The organism is Microbacterium sp. MDV22-iso44 (assembly GCF_058629135.1).
Genome location: NZ_JBZVWS010000001.1, coordinates 688,263 through 708,270 on the forward strand (window position 1 = coordinate 688,263; position 20,008 = coordinate 708,270).

At 71.0% G+C, this 20,008-nt stretch carries 15 protein-coding genes and 2 riboswitches; of the genes, 8 read left to right on the forward strand and 7 right to left on the reverse strand.

Features of this window, described 5'->3' with window-relative positions:
• Positions 1-77: 77 nt before the first annotated feature.
• Positions 78-1,718, reverse strand: a complete 1,641-nt coding sequence (locus tag AC4NN1_RS03450; protein ID WP_256335291.1) for a peptide ABC transporter substrate-binding protein — start codon at positions 1,716-1,718, stop codon at positions 78-80.
• Between the two features lie 196 nt (positions 1,719-1,914).
• Between AC4NN1_RS03450 and AC4NN1_RS03455 the strand changes: the two genes are divergently transcribed.
• Complete coding sequence (locus AC4NN1_RS03455) at positions 1,915-2,709, forward strand: CPBP family intramembrane glutamic endopeptidase (protein WP_491954549.1); 795 nt, start codon at positions 1,915-1,917, stop codon at positions 2,707-2,709.
• Between the two features lie 257 nt (positions 2,710-2,966).
• Positions 2,967-3,989: a hypothetical protein gene (locus tag AC4NN1_RS03460; protein ID WP_491954550.1), complete on the forward strand. Its 1,023-nt coding sequence runs from the start codon at positions 2,967-2,969 to the stop codon at positions 3,987-3,989.
• A gap of 189 nt (positions 3,990-4,178) precedes the next feature.
• Here the strand turns inward: AC4NN1_RS03460 and gcvP are convergent, their stop codons facing one another.
• From gcvP to AC4NN1_RS03485, 5 genes are all read right to left on the reverse strand, one after another.
• Complete coding sequence (gene gcvP, locus AC4NN1_RS03465) at positions 4,179-7,025, reverse strand: aminomethyl-transferring glycine dehydrogenase (RefSeq protein ID WP_491954551.1); 2,847 nt, start codon at positions 7,023-7,025, stop codon at positions 4,179-4,181.
• Positions 7,022-7,402 carry a glycine cleavage system protein GcvH gene (gcvH, locus tag AC4NN1_RS03470; protein WP_018188294.1) on the reverse strand — a complete coding sequence of 127 codons (381 nt, stop codon included), beginning with the start codon at positions 7,400-7,402 and terminating at the stop codon, positions 7,022-7,024. The genes gcvP and gcvH overlap by 4 nt, the downstream gene beginning before the upstream one ends.
• Entirely contained in the window at positions 7,399-8,517 is a 1,119-nt protein-coding gene (gene gcvT / locus AC4NN1_RS03475; RefSeq protein ID WP_336123879.1) for a glycine cleavage system aminomethyltransferase GcvT, read from the reverse strand. The genes gcvH and gcvT overlap by 4 nt, the downstream gene beginning before the upstream one ends.
• A gap of 11 nt (positions 8,518-8,528) precedes the next feature.
• Positions 8,529-9,893: an L-serine ammonia-lyase gene (locus tag AC4NN1_RS03480; RefSeq protein ID WP_491954552.1), complete on the reverse strand. Its 1,365-nt coding sequence runs from the start codon at positions 9,891-9,893 to the stop codon at positions 8,529-8,531.
• A 74-nt stretch (positions 9,894-9,967) separates the two neighbouring features.
• Positions 9,968-10,059, reverse strand: a riboswitch (glycine riboswitch).
• 1 nt (position 10,060) lies between these two features.
• Positions 10,061-10,146: riboswitch (glycine riboswitch) on the reverse strand.
• Between the two features lie 62 nt (positions 10,147-10,208).
• On the reverse strand, positions 10,209-11,381 hold the full coding sequence (locus tag AC4NN1_RS03485; protein ID WP_020097083.1) for a MarP family serine protease: 1,173 nt from the start codon (positions 11,379-11,381) through the stop codon (positions 10,209-10,211).
• A gap of 163 nt (positions 11,382-11,544) precedes the next feature.
• On the opposite strand from AC4NN1_RS03485, the gene AC4NN1_RS03490 reads away from it, so the two are divergent.
• The 6 genes from AC4NN1_RS03490 to AC4NN1_RS03515 are packed head-to-tail and all read left to right on the forward strand — an operon-like array spanning position 11,545 to position 18,055.
• A complete protein-coding gene (locus AC4NN1_RS03490) occupies positions 11,545-12,222 on the forward strand; it encodes an NUDIX hydrolase (RefSeq protein WP_491954553.1) in 678 nt (225 codons plus the stop codon).
• A 15-nt stretch (positions 12,223-12,237) separates the two neighbouring features.
• Positions 12,238-13,566: a quinolinate synthase NadA gene (nadA, locus tag AC4NN1_RS03495; RefSeq protein ID WP_491954554.1), complete on the forward strand. Its 1,329-nt coding sequence runs from the start codon at positions 12,238-12,240 to the stop codon at positions 13,564-13,566.
• The gene (nadB, locus tag AC4NN1_RS03500; RefSeq protein WP_491954555.1) at positions 13,563-15,095 is read left to right on the forward strand and encodes an L-aspartate oxidase; all 1,533 of its coding nucleotides are present in this window, start codon (positions 13,563-13,565) and stop codon (positions 15,093-15,095) included. The genes nadA and nadB overlap by 4 nt, the downstream gene beginning before the upstream one ends.
• Positions 15,095-15,952: a carboxylating nicotinate-nucleotide diphosphorylase gene (gene nadC / locus AC4NN1_RS03505; protein ID WP_491954556.1), complete on the forward strand. Its 858-nt coding sequence runs from the start codon at positions 15,095-15,097 to the stop codon at positions 15,950-15,952. The genes nadB and nadC overlap by 1 nt, the downstream gene beginning before the upstream one ends.
• Before the next feature lies 1 nt (position 15,953).
• On the forward strand, positions 15,954-17,093 hold the full coding sequence (locus AC4NN1_RS03510; protein WP_491954557.1) for a cysteine desulfurase family protein: 1,140 nt from the start codon (positions 15,954-15,956) through the stop codon (positions 17,091-17,093).
• Positions 17,093-18,055, forward strand: coding sequence for a glycosyltransferase family 2 protein (locus AC4NN1_RS03515; RefSeq protein WP_491954558.1), 963 nt, complete (start codon positions 17,093-17,095; stop codon positions 18,053-18,055). The genes AC4NN1_RS03510 and AC4NN1_RS03515 overlap by 1 nt, the downstream gene beginning before the upstream one ends.
• Before the next feature lie 7 nt (positions 18,056-18,062).
• Here AC4NN1_RS03515 and AC4NN1_RS03520 read toward each other — a convergent pair whose 3' ends face one another.
• The gene (locus AC4NN1_RS03520; protein ID WP_491954863.1) at positions 18,063-19,940 is read right to left on the reverse strand and encodes an ABC transporter ATP-binding protein; all 1,878 of its coding nucleotides are present in this window, start codon (positions 19,938-19,940) and stop codon (positions 18,063-18,065) included.
• Positions 19,941-20,008: the final 68 nt, after the last annotated feature.

The window sequence follows — 20,008 nt, forward strand, 5'->3', positions numbered from 1 at the left end:
GTGAGATGGACGGGTCACGCCACGAGGCGGTGACGGGTGACCGTCACCGCCTCGTGTGAGGTGATGCTGAGAGCAGATTACTTGGTGATCTCGTAGTACAGCGGCACCGAGTTCCAGCCGAACTCCACGTTCTTCACGCCGTCGGCCCAACCGCCGTTGACGTTGGAGTACCAGAGCGGAATGGCGGGGAGGTCCTCGAAGAGGACCGACTGGGCCTCGAGGAGGGTGGAGTTGCGCGCAGCCTCATCCGTCTCGCTGATGCCCTTGGCGAGCAGGTCGTCGAACTTCTTGTCCGAGTACTTGCCGTCGTTGGAGCCTGCACCGGTCGCGTAGAGCGGGCCGAGGAAGTTGTACAGACCGGGGTAGTCCGCCTGCCAGCCGGAGCGGAAGGCATCGACCTTCTCGTTGTCGCGGGCGTCGAGGTAGGTCGCGAAGTCCGGGAACGGCTTGCCGACGGCCTTGATGCCGAGGACCTTCGAGACCGAGTTCGATACAGCGTCGACCCAGGCCTGGTGCGGACCGTCAGCGTTGTAGGAGATCGTGAACTCCTTGCCGCTGTACGGCTTGATCGCGTTCGCCTGGTCCCACAGCTCCTTGGCGAGCTCCGGGTCGTAGTCGAGGACGTCGTTGCCGGGGACCGAGTCGCTCCAGCCGTCGATGACCGGCGACGTGAAGTCCTTCGCGGGCGTACGGGTGCCCTTGAAGATCACGTCGGTGATCTGATCGCGGTTGATGGAGTGCGAGATCGCGGCGCGGCGGAGCTTGCCCTCTTCGTCGGTCTGGAAGCCGTCGAGCCACTCGGGGATCGTCAGCGACTGGAAGATGGCGGCCGGCTGGTTGACCGAGCGACCGTCGAGGTCGGTCTTGTAGTTCTCGAGAGCGCTGTCCGGGATGGAGTCGAGCACGTCGAGGTTGCCGCCGAGCAGGTCGGTGTAGGCACCGTCCGGGTTGGCGTAGAAGACGATGTCCAGGCCGCCGTTCTTCGGCTTGCGCGGTCCGTCGTAGTCCTCGTTGACGACCAGGTCGATGCGGACGTTGTGCTGCCACGCGCCGTCCTTGGCCAGCTTGTACGGGCCGTTGCCGATCGGGTTCTCACCGAAGGCCTTCATGTCGTCGAACGCGACGGACGGAAGCGGCGCGTAGGCCGAGTAGCCCAGACGCTGTGCGAAGTCGGATGCCGGCTTGTTCAGCGTGATGGTGAAGGTCAGGTCGTCGACCTTCTTCAGACCGGTGAGCTCGGAGTCCTTCTCGTAGCTGAAGCCCTCGATGTCCTCGAAGAAGTAGGAGGAGTTCTGCTTGTTGGATGCCAGTGCACCGTAGTTCCACGCCTTGATGAAGCTGTCAGCGGTGACGGCTTCGCCGTTGGTGAACTTCAGGCCATCGCGGATCTTGACCGTCAGCTGGGTGGGCGAGTCGGTGGTGATGGACTCTGCGGCGTCGTTCTCGACCGAGCCGTCGGCCTTGTACGAGATGAGGCCGGCGAAGATCGAGTCGACGACCTTGCCGCCACCGGTCTCGTTCGTGTTGGTGGGGATGAGCGGGTTCTGGGGCTCCGAGCCGTTGGTCGTGATGACCTCGGTCGTGGTGCCGCCGGACGAGTTGTCGTCCGTGTTGGTGTCGCCACCGCTGCTCGCGCAGCCGGCGAGAACCAGGCTGGTGGCGCCGAGCAGGGCGAGGCCCGCCACGCCGATCTTGTTGCGCTTCAAAGTGTCCTCCATGAGACCTAATGAAAGCCCGGGTCGAGGCTTAGCGACCCAGGCGTGATGAGAAGCACACTAAGCAGGCTGAGCGCAATGCGACAAATCCCTCACAAGACCGTTACACAGCCTTTACTTGGGAACCTCTGGATAAAGCAGTCTGATCGGTGGGGCCCCGCAGCATCCCGCACTCGTGCGGACGTGGCATCCTGACCGGATGGCCGCTTTCACGGACTCCCCCGCCGCCACGTCCACGCCGTCACGCGCGCGTCTGTGGTGGGAGATCGGGATCGTTCTCGCCCTTTCGCTGGGCCGGTCGGCGGTGTATTCGGTGCTCGCACTCATCGAGGCGCTGACCCGCGCGCCCCTCGGCGATCAGCAGACCTCGCTCAATCCGGGTGCGGCGCCGTCCGCGGTGTGGGACGTCATCGGCCAGTTCCTCGACGCGTTCTTCGCCTTCGCGCCCGTGGCGCTGGCGATCTATCTGCTCTGGGAGCCGGCCCGTTCCGGCTTCGCCAAGATCGGCCTGACCTTCGAGCGGTTCGGACGCAACCTCGGTGGTGGCGCGCTCCTCGTCCTCGTGATCGGCGTGCCGGGTCTCGGTCTCTATGCGCTCGGCCGCGTCATGGGCATCACCGTCCAAGTGGATGCCTCGCCGATCGATTCCTCCTGGTGGACGGTGCCGCTCCTGCTTCTCGCCGCGCTCCGAGCCGGCCTTCTCGAAGAGGTCATCATGGTGGGATACCTGTTCGACCGGCTGCGTCAGCTGGGCTGGAACACGTGGGCGATCATTCTGTCGACCGCCGCGCTGCGGGGCTCGTACCACGCGTACCAGGGCTTCGGTCCGCTCATCGGGAACATGGCGATGGGGGTCGTGTTCGGCTGGGTCTACTCGCGGTGGGGTCGGGTCATGCCCCTCGTCGTCGCGCACGTGCTGATCGACATCGTGGCGTTCGTCGGGTACCCCCTCGCCGCCGGGTGGTGGCCCGGGGTGTTCGGACCGCCGGCGTAGGGTTCCGGGGTCCGCGAGACGGGTTCCGGGTTCCGGGTTCCGGGTTCCGGGTTCCGGGAGACTGCACGGTCGCGCCGAGACTGCACGTTCGCGCCGAGACTGCGGCGTGGGGCCGCGGTCTCGTGGGCCGCGTGCAGTCTCGCGGAGGGGACCGGGGGCGGCGGGCGGTTCCTCCACCGCGAGGGCGGCGGGCGGGGTGTCCACGGGGCGTGCTGCTGTGACGGTCAGGACGGTGACGGCTCGGGACCATCGGGGCCATGCCCGTGATCGCCGATCCCCTGCCCGTCGTCCGTCGCACTCCCGTCGCGTGCCCCGTGCCGCTCCTGCGGGCGCGGGACGTGCCCCACGCCGCCCGCATCGCGGCACGCGGCGAGCTCGTGTCCGTCGTGCGAGGCGTCTACGCGCCGACCACGGCGTGGCGACCGCTGGCCCCGTGGGACCGATACGTGGCCCGCATCCACGCCACGATCCTCGTGCACCCGGGGCTCGTCCTGAGCCATGAGTCGGCCGCGGCGATCTGGGGGATGCCGATCCTCGGCGATCCCGGCGTCGTCCACGCCCTGGGCGATCCGACCCGAACCTCGCGCCTGCACGCGGGCCTCCGCATGCACACGACGACGGGCGCGCGGGACTTCGTGGACCTCGGCGGGTTCGCCGCCGTCTCGCCGTCGGACTGCGCCGTCGATCTCGCGCGAGCTCGGCACGTGGTGGTGGGGCTCATCGCAGCCGACGCCGCACTGCGACTGGATCCGGCGGCATCCGTGGAGTCGCTCGTCGAGCAGAACGAGCAGCGACCGAGTTCGCGGGGGCGCCGCATCGCCCGGTGGCCCTTGCATCGTGCCCGGGCGGAGGCGGAGTCCACGCTCGAGTCCGCGAGCCGGGCGATCATCGAGCTGCTCGGCTACGAGGAACCCGAGCTGCAGACGGAGTGGAGCGGACCGGGCGCGACCGATCGCTCCGACTTCTGGTGGCCCGGATCGGAGATCGTCGGCGAGGCGGACGGCGACCTCAAATACGACGGCCGGTTCGGCGACCCGGCGTCGTTGTTGCGCGCGCGCCGTGAGCGGGACCACAGACTCCGGTCACGCGGCATCCGGTCGGTCCTGCACTGGGGCTGGTCGGACCTCGTCGACCCCGATGCGCTGGACGGGATCCTCCGCGGCGCAGGTCTTCCGCGCATCGCGCTCCCCGACCCGTACCGTCTCGCGACGGCTCGCGCCGCGCTCGCGCCGCGTCTCCCCGCCGCGAGACTGCACGCACGCGCCGAGACCGGGGCCTGAAGCCGCGGTCTCGTACGCTGCGTGCAGTCTCGGGGGCGGGCCGGGCTCGTGCGGCGGCGCTCCGGGGTCCGCGGGGGCGGCAGCATCCCGCGCCGCGAGACTGCACGGACGCGCCGAGACCGAGGTGTTAGCCCGCGGTCTCGGCGTCAGCGTGCAGTCTCGCGAAAAGGGGCCCGGCGCCCGGCCGCCTCAGGCGAAGGCCTCGATCGGGGGGCAGGCGCAGACGAGGTTGCGGTCGCCGTAGGCGTTGTCGATGCGGCGGACGGGCGGCCAGTACTTCGTGCGCACCATGCCGGGTACGGGGTACACGGCGATCTCGCGGGGGTACGGGTGCGCCCACTCGCTGGTGACGACGGATGCCGCGGAGTGCGGCGCGTTCACCAGCGGGTTGTCGTTCGCCGGCCACTCCCCCGCGGCCACGGCATCCGCTTCGGCCCTGATCGCGATCATCGCCTCGACGAAGCGGTCGAGCTCGGCGAGGTCCTCGGACTCCGTCGGCTCCACCATGAGCGTCCCCGCGACCGGGAACGACATCGTCGGGGCGTGGAAGCCGTAGTCGATGAGCCGCTTGGCGACGTCGTCGACCGTGATACCCGTGGCCTCCTTGAGTGGACGCAGGTCGAGGATGCACTCGTGCGCGACGAGCCCGCCCTCCCCCGCGTACAGCACCGGGTAGTGGCCCTCCAGGCGACGCGCGACGTAGTTCGCCGCGAGCACCGCGGCGGCGGTCGCCTGACGAAGGCCGTCGGCGCCCATCATCCGCACGTACGCCCACGAGATCGGCAGGATGGATGCCGAGCCGTAGGGCGCCGCCGAGACCGGACCGCCGTCGAACACGTGACCGCCGGCGTGCTCGGCTCGCTGCGCCATCGGGTGGGAGGGCAGGAACGGGGCGAGGTGCGCCTTCGCCGCGACGGGACCCACACCGGGCCCGCCGCCGCCGTGCGGGATCGCGAACGTCTTGTGCAGGTTCAGGTGCGACACGTCGCCGCCCAGGTCGCCGAAGCGGGCGAACCCGAGCAGCGCGTTGAGGTTCGCACCGTCGACGTACACCTGACCGCCGGCGGCGTGGACGGCACCGGTGATGTCCATGACGTCGTGCTCGTAGACGCCGTGCGTCGACGGGTACGTGATCATGAGCGCCGCGAGGCTGTCGGCGTGCGTCTCGACCTTGGCTCGTAGATCCGCCAGGTCGACGTTGCCGGCCTCGTCGCACGCGACGACGACGACCCGCATCCCCGCGAGGACGGCCGATGCCGCATTGGTGCCGTGCGCGGACGACGGGATGAGGCAGACGTCCCGGTGCAGGTCGCCGCGCGAGTGGTGATAGCCGCGGATGGCGAGGAGCCCCGCGAGCTCGCCCTGCGACCCGGCGTTCGGCTGCAGCGAGACCGCGTCGTACCCGGTGACCTCGGCGAGCCACGCCTCGAGCTGCTCGATCATGACGAGGTAGCCCGCGACGTCGTCGGCCGGCGCGAACGGGTGGACCCGCGCGAACTCGGGCCACGACACCGCCGCCATCTCGGTCGCCGCGTTGAGCTTCATCGTGCACGAGCCGAGCGGGATCATGCCGCGGTCGAGCGCGTAGTCGCGGTCGGCGAGCTGCTTCAGGTACCGCATCATGGCGGTCTCGGAGCGGTGCGTGTTGAACACCGGATGCGTCAGGTACTCGTCCACGCGACGGAGAGCCGCCGGCAGGTGGGCGTTCCGGTCCCGGAGGGGAACGAAGACCTTCGACGAGTCGACGCCGAAGACGGATGCCACGGCCTGCAGGTCCGCGACGGTCGTCGTCTCGTCGACCGAGATCCCGACCGAGTCGCTGTCGCGGAACCACAGCTGGTAGCCGCGGCGGCGCGCATCGGCGATGACGTCCTCCGCGCGTCCCGGAGTGCGGACCACGAGCGTGTCGAAGTACGCCTCGTGCAGGACCTCGGCGCCCGACCCGACCAGCCAGTAGCGCAGGAGCGACGCCTTGGCGGTGGTCTCCTCGGCGATCCGCTTGAGCCCGTCGGGGCCGTGGTAGACGGCGTACATCGCGGCCATGACGGCCAGCAGCACCTGGGCGGTGCAGATGTTCGACGTCGCCTTCTCGCGGCGGATGTGCTGCTCCCGGGTCTGCAGCGACAGACGGTAGGCGGGCTGGCCCGCGGCATCCATCGACACGCCGACCAGGCGCCCCGGCAGCTGACGCTCGAGACCGGCGCGGACGGCCATGTAGCCGGCGTGCGGTCCGCCGAAGCCCATGGGCACGCCGAAGCGTTGCGTCGTCCCGACGGCGACGTCCGCGCCCATCGATCCCGGGGAGCGCAGGAGCGTGAGCGCGAGGAGGTCGGCCGCGACGACGACGAGTCCCTTCTGCGCCTGCACGGCGGCGATGACGTCGGACGGGTCCCAGACCCGACCGGTCGCGCCGGGGTACTGCACGAAGGCGCCGAACGCCTCGGGGACCTCGGAGAAATCGGTCTCGAGGATCTCGACGCCGACGGCGGCGGCGCGGTGGTGCAGCAGCGCTTTCGTCTGCGGCATCGCGTCGGCGTCGACGAGGAACACGTTCGACGCGGACTTCGAGGCGCGGCGGGCGACCAGCATCCCCTCGACGACGGCCGTCGACTCGTCGAGCATCGACGCATTGGCGGTCGCGAGTCCCGTGAGGTCGGTCACCATCGTCTGGAAGTTGATGAGCGCCTCGAGGCGGCCCTGCGAGATCTCGGGCTGGTACGGCGTGTACGCCGTGTACCAGGACGGGTTCTCGAGGACGTTCCGCTGGATGACCGACGGGGTCAGCGTGTCGTAGTAGCCGAGGCCGATCATCGCGCGCGCGGAGCGGTTCTGCGACGCGAGTTCGCGGAGCTCCGCGAGTGCCTCCGCCTCGGTCGCCGCGGGCGGGATGATGCTGTCGCGCTCGGCGACGTGGATCGCATCGGGCACAGCCGTGTCGACGAGACCCTCGACCGAGTCGCGGCCGAGGACGCGGAGCATCTCGGCCTGCGCGGCCGAGTCGGTGCCGATGTGGCGGTCGCGGAAGGTCGAGCTCACGCGTCGCCGCCCGTCAGTGCGACGTACGCGTCGCGATCGAGGAGGTCGCCCGAGGGCGCCCCGTCGACCTTGATCTTGACGAGCCACGCGTCGAAGGCACCGGCGTTGACGGAGGACGGGTCGTCCACGACGGCGTCGTTGACCTCGACGACCTCTCCGGTCAGCGGCGCGTAGAGCTCGCCGACGGACTTGGTCGACTCGATCTCGCCGCAGGTGTCGCCCGCGGTGACGGCGGTGCCGACGGCGGGGAGCTCGACGAAGACGACGTCACCGAGCTTCTCGGCGGCGTAGTCGGTGATGCCGACGGTCGCGACGTCGCCGTCGAAGGCGATCCACTCGTGCTCGGCGGTGTAGGACAGGGCGGTGAGGTCGGTCATTTCTGTCTCCGGTAGAAGGGGAGGGCGGTGACGGTCGCGGGGATGCGGGTCCCCCGGACGTCGATGGTCAGGACGGTGCCCTCAGCGGATGCCGAGGGGTGGACGAGGGCCATCGCGACGGGATGGCCGAGGGTCGGGCTGAGGGCTCCCGAGGTGATCTCGCCGACGGTCTCGTCGCAGGAGAGCACGGCGTAGCCTGCACGACCGGCGCGGCGGCCCTCGGCGGCGAGACCGACGAGGACGGGGGCGCCGTCGAGGTCGCGGGCGGCGAGACCGTCCTTGCCGACGAACTCCTCCTTGTCGAGGGCGACGACGCGGCCGAGCCCGGCCTGCGCGGGGGCGATGTCCCGCGAGAGCTCGTGGCCGTAGAGCGGCATCCCCGCCTCCAGGCGGAGCGTGTCGCGGGCGGCGAGACCGGCGGGCACGAGCCCGTGCGCGGCGCCCGCCTCGGAGACGGCGTGCCAGAGGCCCTCGGCGGTCTCGTTCGGCACCATGAGCTCGAAGCCGTCCTCGCCGGTGTACCCGGTGCGGGCGACGAACAGGCTCCGACCCTGGAACGACCCGAGCGCCCAGGAGTAGTAGGTCATGTCCGCGAACGCGGGATCGACGTCCTCGATCCCCGCGGTGGCTTCGAGGATGCCGCGGGCCGCCGGGCCCTGCACGGCGATGAGCGACATCCGGTCGGTGATGTCCTCGATGCGCGCGTCACCGGCCTCGACGGCGGCGAAGGCGGCCGCGACCTCGGCACGGTTGCCCGCGTTGGAGATGACGAGGAACTCGTCCTCGGTGATGCGGTACACGATGACGTCGTCGATGATGCCGCCGTCGTCCGCAAGGACGAGGGAGTACTTGGCCTTTCCCACCTTCATCGTCGAGAGCCGACCCGCGAGGGCACGGTCGAGGAAGTCCGCCGCCCCCGCACCCTCGATGCGGAACTCCGCCATGTGCGAGATGTCGAACAGTCCCGCGCTCCCCCGCACCGCGTGGTGCTCCGCGAGGTCCGACGTGTAGCGGACGGGCATCAGCCAGCCGCCGAAATCGGTGAAGGATGCGCCGAGCCGCTCGTGCAGCTCATGCAGCGGCGATCGCCGCGGCTCGGTCGTGGTCTCGGTCATGCCGTCTCCGCTCAACATTCCACGACGCTGACCGCGAGGCCGCCGAGCGCCGTCTCCTTGTACTTGCTGCTCATGTCCCGCCCCGTCTCGCGCATGGTCACGATGACCTCGTCGAGCGAGACGCGGTGGGTGCCGTCGCCCCACAGCGCCATCTTGGCGGCGTTGATCGCCTTCGCCGCGGCGATCGCGTTACGTTCGATGCACGGGATCTGCACGAGACCGCCGATCGGGTCGCACGTGAGACCGAGGTTGTGCTCCATGGCGATCTCGGCGGCGTTCTCGACCTGCCGGGGCGTCCCTCCGAGGACTTCGGCGAGTCCCGCGGCCGCCATCGACGACGCGGACCCGACCTCGCCCTGGCAACCGACCTCGGCGCCCGAGATCGAGGCACGCGCCTTGTAGAGGACGCCGATCGCGGCCGCGGTGAGCAGGAAGGGGATGACGACCTCGTCGCGAGACCGCCCCTTCGCCGCGTAGTGGGTCGCGTAGTGCAGGACGGCGGGGATGATCCCCGCGGCGCCGTTCGTCGGTGCGGTCACGATCCGCCCGCCGGACGCGTTCTCCTCGTTGACCGCGAGGGCGACGAAGTTCACCCACTCCTGCCAGAGGGCGGGATCGTCGCCCGTCGGGTCGTCGAGGCGCAGCCTGTTGCGCCAGGCGGGCGCGCGGCGCGGGACCCGCAGGCCGCCCGGCAGCATCCCCTCGCGCGAGGCACCGGAGACGACGCTCTCGCTCATGACGTCGGCGAGATGCAGGATGCCGCCGTCGATCTCGTCGCCGGTGCGGGAGACGAGTTCGTTGCGGCGCTGGATCTCGGCCATCGACAGGTCCTCGCGGTCGCAGTGGGCGAGGAGCTCCGCCGCGGTCTCGAAGGGGAACGGGACGGATGCCGTCGCCCCCGCCTGCGCCTGCTCGCCGTCGCGCACGATGAAGCCGCCGCCGGTCGAGTAGTAGACGGCGTCGTCGAGGAGGACATCCGCGGCATCCCAGGCCCGCAGCCGCAGCCCGTTGGTGTGCCCCGGGAGGATCGTGAGGGGGTGGAGGATGACGTCGTCCTCGCACAGCGGGACCTCGCCCGTGCCGCCCACGCGCACCCGACGCTCGTCGGCGATCGCGGCCGTCCGCTCCTCGACCTGGGCGGGCAGGACCACGTCGGGCTCGAGGCCCTCGAGCCCGAGCAGGACGGCGGTCAGCGTGCCGTGTCCGCGACCGGTCGCCGCGAGGGAGCCGTACAGATCGACCTGCACGCGCGTCGCCGCGTCGGCGTCGATACGGGAGACGAAGTCCGCGGCGGCTCGCATCGGTCCCACCGTGTGCGAGCTGGACGGCCCGATACCGACGGTGAAGAGGTCGAAGACGCCGATGCTCGGAGTCATCGCGATGATCGAGCGGGTGGGTGAGACGGTGGGAACAACGGAACTCCTGACGGCGCAGCGGGATGCGGGTGAGTTCCTCCCCCTCTGTCATCGGCCTGAGAGATTTCACGGGCGATGCCCGCTTGCCCCGTCGGCGGGCATCCGAGGATGCCGCTTTTCAGAGTGACCATGTCGGCTCGGTACGGGGGCCTGAGAGATTCCGGGGAGGGATTGCTCCTTCGGCAGCCACGAGGGCTTCTCCCGAGCAGACGCGATGGTCCGGTGTGCGATTGTGAGCGCGAGCCTATCATCGGGGCCCGCTGCGCCGATACGGCGTCAGTCGCTCGTGCACTCCCCCGACGAGACCGTCGCCGCGTCGGGTGAGACCTCTAGCGCGGGGCGGAGCTCGTCGGTCGTCATCGCGTAGCCGCGCGATGCGTCGTCCTGGCCTCGGGCGAAGACCACACCGGTCACTTCGCCCGCCTCGGTGAGCAGCGGTCCGCCCGAGTTGCCGGGCCGGACGTCCGCCTGGAGCGCGTAGATCTCGCGTGGCTGCGAGCTCTTCTCGTAGATGTCCGAGACGATCGCGTCGCCCACCGACAGCACGTATGCCGCACTGCTGGTGAACGGACCGCCGAGGGGGTACCCCTGCACGGCGACCGGTGTGCCGGCCGCCACGTCGCCCACGATCGGGAGCGGGCGGGCGTCGAGCCCCGAGACGCTGATGACCGCGAGGTCGTCGATCGGGTCGAAGTAGACGATTCGCCCCTCCTCGGCATCGCGACCGGGGAGCTCCACGAGCGGGGTGTCGACACCGGCCACGACGTGGGCGTTCGTGACGACGAGGTCGGTCGCCACCACGAAACCGGATCCCGTCAGGGACGCGCCGCACGCGTACGCGTTGCCGCTGATGCGGGCGACGGATGCCCCGGCCCGCTCGAGCTGCGGATCGTCGAGCGCGACCGGGGGTGCCGTCGGCTCGACTTCGGGCGCGAGCAGTTCGCCCACGCGCGGGATGCCCTCGTCGACGATGAATCCGCGGAACTCGGCGAGCGCCGAATCGACCGCCGGCGGGGTCAGCGCGTCGATGGCGCCGAGCACGCGCGAGGAGGCGACGGCGGGGGCGACCACCGGCATCCCGGATCCGACGATCGCCCCGCTCGCGAGGAGGAGGACGAGGGCGGCTGCGGCGGTGTTGACGAGACCGCCCAGGATGCGGTCGAGCGGGGCGAGTTTGACCCGATCGACCCGTCGGCGCACGCGAGCGCCCACCGCCGTGCCGAGGGAGGCGAGGAGGACCACGATGGCCAGCGCGATGATCGCGAGCACGAGGCTGCGGTACTCCCACCCCGCGAAGGTCGGAGCGATGACGGGCGTCAGCCAGACAGCGAGGACGGCGCCGAGCACGACGCCGATCAGCGTGCCCGCCGTCGCGACGAGACCGCGCAGGAGTCCGCCGAACAGTGCGGCGATGAGCACGAGCACGACGATGATGTCGACGACGAGCACGGCGGCCTCCCTTGACGAGTCCGCCCGGGAGAGCCGGCGGTCACTCGTGATCAGCGTAGGACGCGGCTGCTGGGAAATCGGTTCGTGTCACCGTTCGTGTCACCGTCCGTGTTGCGGTTCGTGTCGAAGTGACCTTAAGATCGGTCCCGTACTTAAGGTCACCATGACAAGAACAACTCCCTCCACCCCCATCGGCGTCGCCGTGTCGACGGTCATCTTCCGCCTGCGCCGCGAGGCCGACGACGCCCGCATAGAGCTGCCGCTCGTGCGCCGGACGCGCGACCCGCACGAGGGTCAGTGGGCTCTGCCCGGCGGGTGGGTGGACCCCGCGGAGAACCTCGAGGCCACGGCATCCCGCACCCTCGCAGAGACGACCGGGCTCTCACCGAGCTATCTCGAACAGCTCTACGCGTTCGGCGACCTCGGCCGCTCCCCCGGTCGGGTCGTCTCCATCGTGTACTGGGCGCTCGTGCGCGAGGACGTCACCGAAGCGACGGAACAGCACAATGTCGCCTGGTTCGATGCGACGGCCCTCCCCGCGCTCGCCTTCGATCACAACCACATCGTCGACTACGCCCTGTGGCGACTGCGCAACAAGGTCGGCTACAGCCGCATCGCCCACGGCTTCCTCCCGGACCGCTTCACCCTCGCCGAGCTGCGCGAGGTGTACGAGGCGATCCTCGGCAGGCGCCTCGACCCCGCCAACTTCCGCCGCCAGGTGGAGGGATCCGACACCCTCATCCCCACCGACGACTTCCGCACCGGAAGCCACCGGCCCGCCCGCCTCTACCGCTACAACCAGGACGTCGAGTTGGCCGACCGCGGCCCGCTCCCGCAGTGAAGGACCCGAACCGACATGAGCGCAACCCCCGTCACCCTGCAGCCGCGACCGATCGATACCCGACCGATCGATCCCAGCGTCGATCACGAGATCCAGGCGATCGTCGCCGGCGAGACCACCGCCGAGACCTGCAACACCGACCTCGCGGCCGGCCCGTGGACCTTCGACACCCGCCCCGGTTACGGACCCGGCTCGTCGATGGGCGACGTCATCCCGACCGGTGCTCCGCGACAGGGGCAGCTCCCGGCCGAGTACCGCGAGGCGGATGAGGCCGAGCTCGCGGCCCGCATCGTCGCCGCGAAGCACACCCTCGGCGAGCGCGTCGTCGTGCTGGGCCACTTCTACCAGCGCGAGGAGGTCGTCACCCATGCGGACTACGTCGGCGACAGCTTCCAGCTCGCCAACGCCGCCCTCGAGCACCCCGACGCCGAGGCGATCGTCTTCTGCGGTGTGCACTTCATGGCCGAGACCGCCGACCTCCTCTCCCGCCCCGAGCAGGCCGTCATCCTCCCCAATCTCGCCGCCGGGTGCTCGATGGCCGACATGGCCGACATCGACCAGGTCGAGGAGTGCTGGGAGCAGCTCGCCGACGTCTACGGCGACATGGACGCCCCGGATGCCGAGGGGCTGCTCCCCGTCATCCCCGTGACGTACATGAACTCCTCCGCCGCGATCAAGGGCTTCGTGGGCCGACACGGCGGGATCGTCTGCACCTCGTCCAACGCGCGGACGGTCCTCGAGTGGGCGTTCGCCCGTGGACGTCGCGTGCTCTTCTTCCCCGACCAGCACCTCGGCCGCAACACGGCGAAGGCCATGGGCGTCCCCCTCGAGCAGATGCCGATGTGGAATCCGCGGAAAGCGCTCGGCGGATCGAGCGAGGCGGAGCTCGCCGACGCCCGGGTCATCCTCTGGCACGGCTTCTGCTCGGTCCACCGCCGGTTCACGGTCGACCAGATCGCCGCCGCGCGGGCGGAGCACCCCGGCGTCCGGGTGATCGTGCACCCCGAATGCCCGATGGACGTCGTGGACGCGGCGGACGAAGCGGGATCGACGGACTACATCCGCAAGGCCATCGCCGCCGCCACCGAGCCCACGACGTTCGCGATCGGCACCGAGATCAACCTCGTCCAACGCTTGGCGGCGCAGTTCCCGCAGCACGAGATCTTCTGCCTCGACCCGGTCGTCTGCCCGTGCTCGACGATGTACCGGATCCACCCGGGCTACCTCGCCTGGATCCTCGAGGGGCTCGTCGCCGGAGAGGTCCGCAACCGGATCACCGTGCCGGCCGATGTCGCCCAGCCGGCGCGCGTCGCCCTCGAGCGGATGCTGGCGGCCAAGCCGTGACCACCGTCGTCGTGGTCGGCTCGGGCATCGCCGGGTTGACCGCCGCACTCCACGCGGATGCCGGTGGCTCGACGGTCACGATCGTCACCAAGAGCGCGCTCGCCGAAGCCAACACACGGTACGCGCAGGGCGGCATCGCGGGCGCGCTCTCCCCCGGCGACCGGACGATCGACCACGCGCACGACACCCTCGTCGCCGGGGCGGGACTCGCCGATCCGGGCGCCGTCGACGTCCTGGTCACGGAAGGCCCCGATCGCATCCGGGACCTGATCGCCGCCGGCGTCCGGTTCGACCGGGACGCCGACGGGACGCTCCGCGCGGGCCTCGAGGGAGCGCACTCGTTCCCCCGCATCCTGCACGCCGGGGGCGACGCGACCGGGGCGGAGATCGAGCGCGCCCTCGTCGAGCAGATCCGTCGGAGCGGCATCCGCGTCCTCGAGCACACGTACGTGACCGACCTGGTCCGCCGGGAGGGTCGCGTCGCCGGTGTGGAGACCCTGGGCGGCGGGCGCATCGAGGCGGACGCCGTGATCCTCGCGACCGGTGGCGCAGGCCGGCTGTTCGCCCACTCCACCAACCCTGCCGTGGCGACCGGTGACGGGATCGCCCTCGCCGTCCGGGCGGGCGCTGCCGTCCGAGATCTCGAGTTCGTGCAGTTCCACCCCACGGTGCTCGTCACGGGCGACGCCTTCCTCGTCTCGGAGGCCGTGCGCGGCGAGGGCGCTGTCCTCCGCGACGAGAGCGGACGCCGGTTCGCCCTCGACGTCCACCCGGACGGCGAGCTGGCGCCCCGCGACGTCGTCGCCCGTGCGATCACCGCCGCGATGGCGCGCCAGGGCGGGCGTCCCGTCCTCCTCGACGCCACCGCGGTGCACAGCTCCGACCCCGACGAGCGATCACGGTTCCTCGCCGCCCGGTTCCCGACCATCGACGCCGCCGTCCGCTCGCGCGGGCTCGACTGGGCGCGCGAGCCGATCCCCGTGACGCCGGCCGCGCACTACCTGATGGGCGGCGTGGTCACCGACCTCGACGGCCGCACCGACGTCCCGGGCCTGTACGCGGTCGGAGAGGTCGCGCGGACCGGCGTCCACGGGGCGAACCGTCTCGCCTCGAACTCCCTCCTCGAGGGCGCCGTGTTCGGCGCCCGCGCCGGTGATGCCGCGGCCACGGACGGCGCGGCGTGGCCGGTGCCCGCCGGCACCCCCGCCGTCGTCGGAGCGGCGCCCGACGGCATCCCGCACCCGCCCTTCACCCGGCGCGCGCTGCAGGAGCTCATGTGGGCGGATGCCGGGGTGACGCGTGACGGCGACGGCCTCCGCCGCGCGGCCCGCACCCTCGCGGCCTGGCGCACCTCCGCCACGCCGCCGGTGTCCCTGGCGGAGCACGAGGACGCCAACCTCCTGCTCGTCGCGGAGCTCACGGTCGCCGCCGCGCTCGCGCGGACGGGCTCGGTGGGTTCCCACCAGCGCACGGACGAACCGGCCTCCGCCGACGTGCGCGTCCGAACCGACCTGGAAGGGGCTGCGTGATGCTCTCACCCGCCGTCATCGAGACCACCGTTCGCGCAGCCCTCCTCGAGGACGCCCCGTGGGGTGACATCACGAGCGAGGCGCTGATCCCGGCATCCGCCACCGCGACGGCCGAACTCGTCGCGCGCGAAACCGGCGTGTTCAGCGGCGGAACCGTCTTCTCCGCCGCGTTCACCCTCACGGACCACCGGGTCGAGGTGGACGTGCGTGCGACGGACGGCGCCCGCTTCGCGCCGGGGGACGTCCTCGCGGTCGTGACCGGCCCCGCCCGCGCGATCCTGACCGCGGAGCGGATCGGCCTGAACTTCGTCCAGCGCATGTCGGGTATCGCGACCGTGACCGCCGCATATGCGAACGCGGTGGCCGGGACGGGCGTGCGCATCGCCGACACCCGGAAGACGACACCGGGCCTGCGCGCCTTCGAACGCCACGCGGTCCGCAGCGGCGGCGGCGCCAACCACCGCCATTCGCTGTCGGATGCTGTCATGGCAAAGGACAACCACCTCGCCGTCCTCACCCGCTCGGGGCTGTCGGTCACCGAGGCGATCCTCGACGCCAAGACCCGCCTGCCCCACACCGCCCACATCGAGGTCGAGGTCGACCGTCTCGACCAGATCGAGGCGGTGCTCGCCGCCGGCATCGGCACGATCATGCTCGACAACTTCACGCTCGCCGACCTCCGGACGGGAGTCCTCCAGGTGGCGGGGCGGGCCACGGTCGAGGCGTCCGGCGGGGTCACGCTCGACACCGTACGTGCGATCGCCGAGACCGGGGTCGACGTCATCTCGGTCGGTGCGCTGACACATTCCGCGCGGGCTCTCGACCTGGGACTCGACGTCCGCATCGACGAGGCCTGAGGTGCTCTACCTCGATCACGCGGCGACGGGCCCCGTCCGTCCCGAGGTGCGGGAGGCGATGCTGCCCTTCCTCGGAGAGCGCTACGGCAACCCGTCGAGCCACCACACGGTCGGAGAGGACGCCGCTGCCGTCCTCTCCGATGCGCGACGTCGCGTTGCGGCCGTCCTCGGGATGCGGCCGGGCGATGTGATCTTCACCTCGGGCGCGACGGAGGCGAACAACCTCGCGATCAAGGGTGTCGTCCTCGCGGGACTCCTCCGTCACGGCCGTCCCGGGCACGTCGTGACGAGCGCCGTGGAGCACGAATCGATCCTCGCCTCCGTCGACTACCTCGAACGGGTCCACGGCACGGCGGTCACACGACTCCCGGTCGATGCGGACGGCCTCGTCTCCCCCGGTGTCCTCGCCGACGCGCTGCGCGACGACACGGCGCTCGTGTCGCTCGGCTACGCGAACAACGAGATCGGGACGGTGCAGGATGCCGCCGGCCTCGCCGCCGTCACGGCGAACGCACGCGTCCCCTTCCACCTCGACGCCGTCCAGGCCGCCGGTTGGCTCCCCCTCGCGGGAACCGGCGCCGACGCCCTGTCGATCGCCGGCCACAAGATCGGCGCACCGCAGGGCATCGGAGCACTCGCGATCCGCGGCCGCATCCCCCTGGAACCGCTCCTCCACGGGGGCGGACAGGAGCGCGATCGCCGCAGCGGCACGCAGAACGTCGCGGGCGCCGTGGGACTGGCGGTCGCCCTCGAGCTCGCCGAACGGGAACGCGGAACGTCGTCGGAGCGGGTCTCGGCGCTGCGACAGGCTGTCACCGAGCGCGTGCTCGCCCTCGTCCCCGAGGCCCGTCTCACGGGGCATCCGTCGCGCCGGCTCCCCGGGACGGCCAGCTTCACCTTCGCCGGGGTCAGCGGAGAGGCGGTCCTCCTCGAGCTCGAGCGTCGCGGTGTCGTCTCTTCGAGCGGATCCGCGTGCGCGGCCGGCAGCGACGAGCCGTCGCACGTGCTCCTCGCTCTCGGCGTCGCCCCCGAGGTCGCGCAGACGTCGGTCCGGTTCAGCTTCGGGCACCGCGCCGAGATCGACCCGGTGCCCCTCGCCGACGCGGTCGCCGCATCGGTCGCGGCGGTACGATCGCGGTGATGAGCACCCCGACCGTCACCGTGATCGTGCCCGGACGCGACGTCGGCGCGTTCGCCGAGGAAGCCCTCGCCTCGCTGCGCGCACAGACGCGTACGGATTTCCGCGCCCTCCTCGTCGACGACGCCTCCCGCGACGCGACGGCGGAGATCTTCGCCGCCACCGCCGCCGACGACCCGCGCTTCACGCTCGTGCGCCACGAGGTCGCGCAGGGACTCGGCGCCTCGCGCAACGAGGCGCTCGCGCTCGTCGACACCCCCTACGTCGGGTTCTTCGACGCCGACGACGTCATGACCCCCGGGGCGCTGGACCTGCTCGTCGGCAGCCTCGAGGACTCCGGCAGCGACATCGCCGTCGGCGCCTACGTGCGGTTGCGCGCGGATGCCGCCGGTCACTACTCCCCCGGTGTCGTCCAGCCGTGGGTCGCAGCATCCACCTCCCCCGGCCGGCGACGCACGACCCTCGCAGACCACCCCGACGTGTCGGGGAACATCGTCGCCTGGTCGAAGGTGAGCCGCATCGACCTCTGGCGTCGCGCGGGACTCCGCTTCACCGAGGAGCGCGCCTACGAGGACCAGGTGGTCGCCCAGCAGATGTACGTCGCCGCCTCGGCGATCGACGTGATCCCCGACGTCGTCGTCCATTGGCGCGAGCGCGCCGACGGCACCTCGATTACCCAGCGCCGTCACGCCGTGTCGGTGCTGCGGGACTACCTCGATGGGATGCGCGGCGGGATCGACGTCCTCGACACCGCCGGACACCCGGCCGCCGCTCGCGCTCGCGTCCGCCTCATCCTCGACATGGACGTCCCGGGCCTCGTCCGGGTCGCCGAGCATCACCCCGACGACGCGTACCGGCAGCTGCTCGGCGCCTTCACTCGCGATCTCGCCGATCGCGCCGCGCGCGAGGGCGTGACGGTCGACGAGGCATCCGCTCCGCTCGTGACCGCCGCGAGCGGGTGGTGAGCGCGCTCTAGCCCGCGCCTTCGATCCTGCCCGCGGCGACCTGCTGCGCGGCCAGCTCTGCGTAGAGACCGCCGGCGGCCAGCAGCTCGGCGTGGGTACCGGATTCGACGATGCGCCCCGCCTCGACGACGTGGATGACGTCGGCGGCGATCACGGTGGACAGTCGATGCGCGATCGACAGTGTCGTCCGGCCCCGGGCCGCTTCGTCGATCGCCTCTTGGACGACCCGCTCCGAGACGGTGTCGAGCGCGGAGGTCGCCTCGTCGAGCAGCAGCACCGGCGGGTCCTTCAGCAGCACGCGGGCGATCGCGATCCGCTGCTTCTCGCCGCCCGACAGGCGGTATCCGCGCTCGCCCACGACGGTGTCGTACCCGTCCTCGAAGCCGGCGATGACGTGGTGGATGTTGGCGGCGATGCACGCCGCCTCGATCTCGGCATCCGTGGCGTCTGGCCTCGCGTACCGCAGGTTGTCGCGGATCGTCGCATGGAAGAGGTAGGTCTCCTGCGACACGATCCCGATGCGGTCGATCACCGACGCCTGCGCGAGCGAGCGCAGGTCGGCTCCGGCGAACAGGACCGTCCCCGCGGTGGGCTCGTAGAGCCGCGGCGCCAGGTACAGGATCGTCGTCTTGCCGGCACCGGACGGCCCCACGAACGCGACGTGCTGCCCCGGCTCGGCGACGAAGGACACGCCGTCGAGCGTTGCCGGGCTGTCAGGCCCGGCATCCGGATACCGGAACGAGACGCCCCGGAACTCTATCCGGCCGACCGGGCCGGGTGCGTCCGCGACGTCGGCCGCGGCCGCGGTGTCGGCGATCGCCGGTCGCAGGTCGAGGTACTCGAAGATGCGGGCGAACAGCGCGCGGGAGGTCTGCACGTCCAGCGCGACGCGCATGAGCCCCATGAGCGGCATGAGCAGGCGCGCCTGCACCGTCGTGAAGGCGACGACCGCGCCCGCGGTGATGGGCACGGCGTCCCCCGTGATGAAGAAGCCCGCGACGAGGTAGATGATCGCCGGGACCGACGACATGATGATCTGCACGACGGCGAAGAAGCCCTGCCCGCTCATCGCCTGCCGCACCTGCAGTCCGATCTGCGTGCGGTTCTCGGCGGCGTAGCGGTCGGACTCGGCCCGCTGGCGGTTGAAGGACTTCGACAGCAGGATGCCGGAGACGCTCAGGGTCTCCTGCGTGATGGCGCTGAGCTCCGACAGGGACTCCTGCGTCTGTCCGGCGATGCGGGCGCGCACCTGCCCGACGCGTCGCTGCACGAGGATCAGCACGGGCATCATGACGACGGCGATGAGGGTCAGCCGGACGTCGATGAGGAGCATCGCGACGAGCGCGGAGATCACCGTGACCGTGTTGCCGAGGATGCTCGTGACCGTGTTGGTGAGGACGCCGGACACCCCGCCCACGTCGTTCTGCAGCCGCGACTGGATGACGCCCGTCTTCGTCCGTGTGAAGAAGCCGAGGTCCATCGCCTGCAGGTGGGCGAACATGCGCACCCGCAGGTCTCCCGTCACCTGGTTGCCGACGGTCGAGGTGAGCCAGGTCTGCGCGATCCCGAGCGCCGCGCCGAGGACGAACAGCCCGATCATCGAGAGGACGAGGACGCCCAGGAGCCCAAGCTGCGGCGCGGACCCGTCGACGGGGAAGAGCGCGTCGTCGAAGATGCGCTGGACGAGCAGCGGCGGGATCACCCCGACCGCCGCACCGAGGACCACGAGGATCGCCGTGACGACCAACCGGCGACGGTAGGGACGGAAGAGGGCGACCACGCGTCGACCGAGATCCGGGATGCGGGGAGCCGACGCGTTGCGCTCTCGCTGCGCCGCCTCGTCGACAGCGCGGAACCCGCCGCGACCGCCTCCGGGTCCGCCCATGCTCATCCCGTCACCCTAGCCCCGCCGCGACACCACCGGCCGCGCGGGAATGCGCGGCGGTGCGCGCC

Excerpts from the sequence above, each read along its gene's own strand:
- AC4NN1_RS03520 (WP_491954863.1), bottom strand. The coding sequence starts at position 19,940 with ATGGGCGGACCCGGAGGCGGTCGCGGCGGGTTCCGCGCTGTCGACGAG.
- AC4NN1_RS03460 (WP_491954550.1), top strand. The coding sequence starts at position 2,967 with ATGCCCGTGATCGCCGATCCCCTGCCCGTCGTCCGTCGCACTCCCGTC.
- gcvT (WP_336123879.1), bottom strand. The coding sequence starts at position 8,517 with ATGACCGAGACCACGACCGAGCCGCGGCGATCGCCGCTGCATGAGCTG.
- AC4NN1_RS03455 (WP_491954549.1), top strand. The coding sequence starts at position 1,915 with ATGGCCGCTTTCACGGACTCCCCCGCCGCCACGTCCACGCCGTCACGC.
- AC4NN1_RS03490 (WP_491954553.1), top strand. The coding sequence starts at position 11,545 with ATGACAAGAACAACTCCCTCCACCCCCATCGGCGTCGCCGTGTCGACG.
- gcvH (WP_018188294.1), bottom strand. The coding sequence starts at position 7,402 with ATGACCGACCTCACCGCCCTGTCCTACACCGCCGAGCACGAGTGGATC.
- nadC (WP_491954556.1), top strand. The coding sequence starts at position 15,095 with ATGCTCTCACCCGCCGTCATCGAGACCACCGTTCGCGCAGCCCTCCTC.
- AC4NN1_RS03450 (WP_256335291.1), bottom strand. The coding sequence starts at position 1,718 with ATGGAGGACACTTTGAAGCGCAACAAGATCGGCGTGGCGGGCCTCGCC.
- AC4NN1_RS03480 (WP_491954552.1), bottom strand. The coding sequence starts at position 9,893 with ATGACTCCGAGCATCGGCGTCTTCGACCTCTTCACCGTCGGTATCGGG.
- nadA (WP_491954554.1), top strand. The coding sequence starts at position 12,238 with ATGAGCGCAACCCCCGTCACCCTGCAGCCGCGACCGATCGATACCCGA.
- AC4NN1_RS03515 (WP_491954558.1), top strand. The coding sequence starts at position 17,093 with ATGAGCACCCCGACCGTCACCGTGATCGTGCCCGGACGCGACGTCGGC.